The organism is Plectonema radiosum NIES-515, from assembly GCF_025753815.1.
Classification (GTDB): Bacteria; Cyanobacteriota; Cyanobacteriia; order Cyanobacteriales; family Nostocaceae; genus Hassallia; species Hassallia radiosum_A.
On sequence record NZ_JAOWRF010000020.1, the window covers coordinates 1 to 5,791 of the forward strand.

A 5,791-nucleotide genomic window follows, 5' to 3' on the forward strand; every position below is an offset into this window, starting at 1 on the left:
GACAAGGGGACAAGGGGGACAGGGGGACAAGGGGGACAAGGGGGACAAGGAGATAAAGGAACAAATTCTTTCTCCCACTCTCCCCATCCCAAGAACTCTCCCCATCCCCCCATCCCCCACTCTCCCCATCTCCCTGGTTAAAGGCAACTTACGTATTAGACGCAAATAGCGCAAAGGTATAAATGAAGTTACATATGCAACCTAAATTAATTATTCATGGAGGAGCTGGGAGTTCTCTCCACGGTAAAGGGGGAGTAGAGATAGTGCGGCGATCGCTCTATAAAGTAGTAGAGGAAGTTTATTCTCTTTTACTTTCTGGTGCAAGAGCTTCGGAAGCGGTGGTGCGGGGTTGTCAAATGTTGGAAGATGACCCCTGCTTTAATTCTGGTACTGGTTCGGTGCTGCAATCTGATGGTCAAATCCGCATGAGTGCTTCTTTGATGGATGGGACAACGCAAAGCTTTAGTGGTGTGATTAATGTTTCACGGGTGCAAAATCCGATTGAATTGGCGCAATTTTTACAAAATTCACCCGACCGAGTGCTGTCAGATTACGGCTCTGCTGAACTAGCGCGGGAAATGCAAATTCCCAGTTACAACGCTTTAACTGAGTTGCGGTTGCAAGAGTGGATGCAAGAACGCCAAGATAATTTTAAAAGAACGATGGCTGGGGTGGTGGCAGAACCGGAATTGCTGGAAACTACCAACGCCCGACGTGGCACCATAGGCGTGGTAGTATTAGATACTCATGGCAGACTTGCTGTTGGCACTTCCACAGGTGGTAAAGGCTTTGAGCGGATTGGGCGCGTCAGTGATTCTGCGATGCCTGCGGGTAATTATGCTACAGTGAAAGCTGCCGTAAGTTGTACGGGTATTGGTGAAGATATCATTGATGAGTGTTTGGCACCAAAGATTGTGATTCGGGTTACAGATGGGATGTCTCTCAAAGATGCGATGCAGCGTTCATTTACCGAAGCAAAAAACCACAAGCGGGATTTTGGAGCGATCGCTCTTGATGCGGATGGAGCGATCGCTTGGGGTAAAACCTGCGAAGTTTTGCTTGCAGCTTACCACGATGGCGAAAAGATTGCTGATACTTTGGAATGGACTGGGGATGATCTGATAGGTTATTGCTGAATCAATTTCAGCGCTGAAGCTATAATTGATAACGTCCTTAAAAAGCTTCAAGCGCCGCTTTTTTCAACGCTAATTGATATGCTTGTTGCAGAATATCGATTAATTCTGCTCTCTGTAATTGACGCTCCCACGGCTTTAATCCGTGGGATTATCTATTTATCCAGCCAACTTGTACTCTTAAAAGAACACAAGCGATCGCTCTTGATGAAGTAACCAATTACTCAGCGATTAAAGCGGTCAAATATCCGAGAATTGTAGCTCTACATCCTCTTTCGGAAGTCCTTTAGAAGATATTCTAAAAGTCGAAACTAGTTAAAAATTATACGAGCCGTCTGACCATAATACCAATCATAGCGATGTAGATAAAAGTCTCAGACGTTTCTCCTAATCTTTCGTAGTCCTTGCTTAAGCCCCGACACCAATTAAGCAATTCCATTTGTTCTCTCGACAACACTCTTGGGTCTTTGATGTCAGAGAAATACTCGACTAAACTTTGTTGAATAGACTTGATTTATGTCATTTTTAATGGCTTTTACTGACGAGGAAAATTTGCAATAGCATCGGCAGATTTGGTATCAAAGCCCTGAAACATAAAGCCTATTCCTTGAGACTTTCAACTATAGCGTTGCTGTTATCTCAATACGGTTCGGTTAAGAATATTTGTGAACCCAAAACCCTTGTAGAGACTTATCTTGTGCAACGTCTCTACATCCGTTAACCGAACCGTATTGGCTGTTATCTTACTTATCTGTCAAGTGCAGTTTTCCTACGGGTTCTTACGCCTATCTTGTTCTATTTGTCAAGCTCTCATAATACCAAATTCAATCAGCTTATCTGGAAAGTCCTCAAGGATTGACCGGAAATAAAGCACAATTTCGTCAAAGATGCTTGGCTGATTCAACCTTACCTCTACGCTTAAGACTAAGGAGATACAAAAACCATACATCCGAAAATTTTGTCTAGTTCCATCTAATTTTAGTAATCATTCTCATAATGAAAATTGCTGACACTTCGCATGGTCGATTGACTTAAATCCAGTTGGATGTGTTATGATTTGTATACTTATAATGTTATGATTTGTATTGTATTTTAAGTTACTAACCAGTAAATTATTTGCTGCTTTAAGCTAAACTAGCTTAAATTAGAACTAGAAAGCCTATTTAAGCAAACTTAGAAATTTTTAATACACAACGGTTCCTTAATGATGTTAAAGTTTTGTTAATAAAAACTCAAATATATCTAAATTCTGAATTTTCAAGAGTCACTGAAGGATGTTGAATACTGAGCATGAAATTTACTTTAGGCAAGATAATTTTTACTGATGTTCGGAACCAAGTGTAGTAAGTCATCTCCGTTTTTAGCCATTTTCTGATTTGAGACTAATGCTAAAAAACAGCAATTTGAGGGTTAATTATGCCTGGAATTTAAAATGTCAGCCTAGAGATAGACAAGAATAGAGAATATGAGTAGTTTACTAAGATAGGAGTTTTGCAAAGTCTAACGGTCGGAAAGTTGCTATAGACAAACATAGTGGAGTTATAAAATTTCAGATAAACTTCCTAAAAGCTCCACTGTCATTCGGAATCAAATATAATCTAGCGAGTTTAGTGATATAAGGTTTGATCCTAATGTTAAAAAACAGTGAACTAACGATTAATCAGGGTTCTAATCTCAAATTTAAGCTTGGAGATCAACGATACGGGCAGTTCTCTCGGCTAGAAGTTTTGCGGAATCGTACATTTGGAAAGCCACCAGAGTTAAACATAGTGGAATAAATCTGAATGAAGATGAATTTCCCAAATTTAAAGTCAATAATCCCGGAAAAAACAGGCAAGTTTTATGCGAATATATTGGTAGTTGGATTAGTTGACTAATTTGAGGTTATGCCAAATTAAAGGTTAACCCAGCTACAGAATTTACTCAAATGAATGGTGTTGTTTAATAACATTGCCAGTCAGCGATAAGTGTTAGCTTTTAATAAAAAGCTAATTTTGTGATGCATTTAATCTCAAACGATAAAGAGCATCATTATTTTGCTGACGTGCATTCGGGTAAATCGGAATTATTACCGAAATATCACAATTTTTTAGTTGGAAAAAAGGTCAACAGACATGAATAAAGTTCAAGCATCGTTTGAAGCTACGGAAGCTGCATTTCACGTCCAAGGTTACGAAAAAATCGATTTTAGTCTTGTCTATGTGAACGGTGCATTTGACATTAAAAACAGAGAAATTGCAGATAGCTATGCAAAATTTGGTCGCTGTCTGACTGTAATTGATGCTAATGTCTATGAACTTTATGGGAATCAAATCAAGTCATATTTTAGACACTATGACATTGAACTCACAGTATTTCCCATCATTATTACAGAGCCAGCTAAAACCCTTGCAAGCTTTGAAAAAATTGTTGACGCTTTTTCAGATTTTGGTTTAGTTCGTAAGGAACCAGTTTTAGTCGTTGGTGGTGGTTTAATTACTGATGTAGCTGGGTTTGCTTGCGCTGCTTACCGTCGCAAGAGTAATTATATTCGCGTTCCGACTACGTTGATTGGTTTAATTGACGCAGGTGTAGCGATTAAGGTCGCAGTTAATCATCACAAGTTGAAAAATCGCTTGGGAGCATATCATGCACCTTTGAAAGTTATCCTCGATTTCTCTTTTCTGAAAACCTTGCCAACCGCTCAAGTTCGTAATGGGATGGCAGAGTTGGTGAAAATTGCTGTCGTTGCTAACTCTCAAGTCTTTGAACTGCTATACGAATATGGGGAAGAACTGCTTTCCACTCACTTTGGACATGTGAATGGTACAGCGAAACTCGAAGAGATTGCCCATAAAGTCAACTACGAGGCAATCAAAACCATGTTGGAGTTAGAAACTCCTAACTTGCATGAAATAGACCTCGATCGCGTCATTGCCTACGGTCACACTTGGAGTCCTACCCTGGAACTAGCTCCACAGACACCATTGTTCCACGGTCATGCTGTGAATATTGACATGGCATTCTCCGCAACGATCGCTCAAAAACGAGGATACATCACAACCAAAGATCACGAACGTATCCTATTAATGATGAGCCGTTTGGGTCTTGCTCTTGACAATCCCCTGTTGGACTCTGAACTAATGTGGGATGCAACTGAGTCTATCAGTTTGACTAGAGACGGTTTACAGAGGGCAGCAATGCCTTGTCCGATCGGCACTTGCTTCTTTGTCAACGATATGACTCGTGAAGAACTCGACTCGGCGATCGCAGACCACAAACGCATCTGTGCCAATTACCCACGTGGTGGTGCTGGGATAGACGAGTACGTGAAAATTAATCAGCCTACTTTAGTTGGAAGTGCCATCAATGTCTAGTGTCTTACATCAACAAAAGGCTCGTCCGGTAACACCACTCGGAATTTTGGTTGAGCATCTCGCAACTGCCATTGAGATGATAGAGGCAGATGGGAATGTGTCGGAATCCATCGCATGGAATGTGAAGCAAGCGTGGCATCTCGCGGCTGGAATAGACCCTTATCTTTCTGAATGCACCACTCAAGAGTCAAAAGCCCTTGCTGCCCTTGCCAAAAAAACTCAAGAGGAAGCTTGGAGCAAACAGTTCAGTGACGGAACCACAGTGCGTCCCCTAGAGCAGGAAATGCTCTCAGGACACATCGAAGGACAAACACTGAAAATGTTTGTCTACATGAGCCGTGCTCAAAAAGTGTTGGATATCGGTATGTTTACAGGGTACTCAGCACTGGCAATGGCAGAAGCTTTGCCAGAACATGGACGTTTAGTCGCTTGCGAGGTCGATTCTTACACAGCTAACCTGGCACAAAGTTTATTTGAGCAATCTCCTCACAAAGGAAAAATTCAGGTGGAAGTAGGGTCAGCGTTGGAAACACTTGACAAGCTGGCTGCTGCTGAGGAATCCTTCGATTTGGTATTCATTGATGCTGACAAGAAGGAATATGTGGAGTACTTCCAAACTCTGCTAGACCGTAACTTGCTAGCACCTCACGGAATCATCTGTGTGGATAATACCCTGCTTCAGGGACTGGTTTATTTACCTCCCCAAGAGCGAACTCCAAATGCAGAAGCGATCGCACAATTCAACCGCATTGTTGCCGACGATCCCCGTGTTGAGCAAGTGCTACTCCCCTTGCGAGATGGGTTAACCATTATCCGACGTCTTTGACACTCTCCCACCTTAAAGGTACGGAGATTCTTGCTTCACAGGGAATCTAATGACTTTACCCTCCACAAGCTTACACGGACTATCCGACCGCGTTTGGAATGATTTAATCAATTTCTTTCCTCTTTCCTACACTATGTCGCACGTAGCTGAGCATTGTAGTCGGGGAGTACCCAAGAAGTGGCTATCTAGGCGGATTGAACGCAGTGCCGATTTAATTCTAGCACTCTTAAAGCCGTCCTTGTAGGACGTAGCTCAAACCCATTCTTTCGGTAAAGGGGGATAAGGAGAAGACTTTTTCCTTATCCTACCCCTCCCCCTCCCACCCCCCTCCTAGTGTTTATGGCGCAATTCCAAAACCTCAGAACACCTATTATGGCGGCTTTTCAAAACCTTGCTACGCTCTTATTACTGGTGATAGCATTTCCAATTAACTGCATTGTTGTCTTAGCTTCGCTGTTTGGGAATTTTTTGAAGCG

Annotated in this window: 4 protein-coding genes; all 4 read left to right on the top strand. The window is 41.9% G+C overall.

Annotation, left to right across the window (positions count from 1 at the left end; all coding sequences use genetic code 11):
- The first annotated feature begins 182 nt into the window (after nt 1–182).
- The 4 genes from OGM63_RS01640 (at nt 183) to OGM63_RS01660 (ending at nt 5,315) form a co-directional block, all read left to right on the top strand.
- Entirely contained in the window at nt 183–1,136 is a 954-nt protein-coding gene (locus OGM63_RS01640; RefSeq protein ID WP_318528383.1) for an isoaspartyl peptidase/L-asparaginase, read from the top strand.
- Nucleotides 1,137–1,214: 78 nt separating this feature from the next.
- Nucleotides 1,215–1,349 carry a hypothetical protein gene (locus OGM63_RS01645; RefSeq protein WP_263743758.1) on the top strand — a complete coding sequence of 45 codons (135 nt, stop codon included), beginning with the start codon at nt 1,215–1,217 and terminating at the stop codon, nt 1,347–1,349.
- 1,898 nt (nt 1,350–3,247) lie between these two features.
- The gene (locus OGM63_RS01655) at nt 3,248–4,489 is read left to right on the top strand and encodes a sedoheptulose 7-phosphate cyclase (protein ID WP_263743759.1); all 1,242 of its coding nucleotides are present in this window, start codon (nt 3,248–3,250) and stop codon (nt 4,487–4,489) included.
- The gene (locus tag OGM63_RS01660) at nt 4,482–5,315 is read left to right on the top strand and encodes an O-methyltransferase (RefSeq protein ID WP_263743760.1); all 834 of its coding nucleotides are present in this window, start codon (nt 4,482–4,484) and stop codon (nt 5,313–5,315) included. The genes OGM63_RS01655 and OGM63_RS01660 overlap by 8 nt, the downstream gene beginning before the upstream one ends.
- Nucleotides 5,316–5,791: the final 476 nt, after the last annotated feature.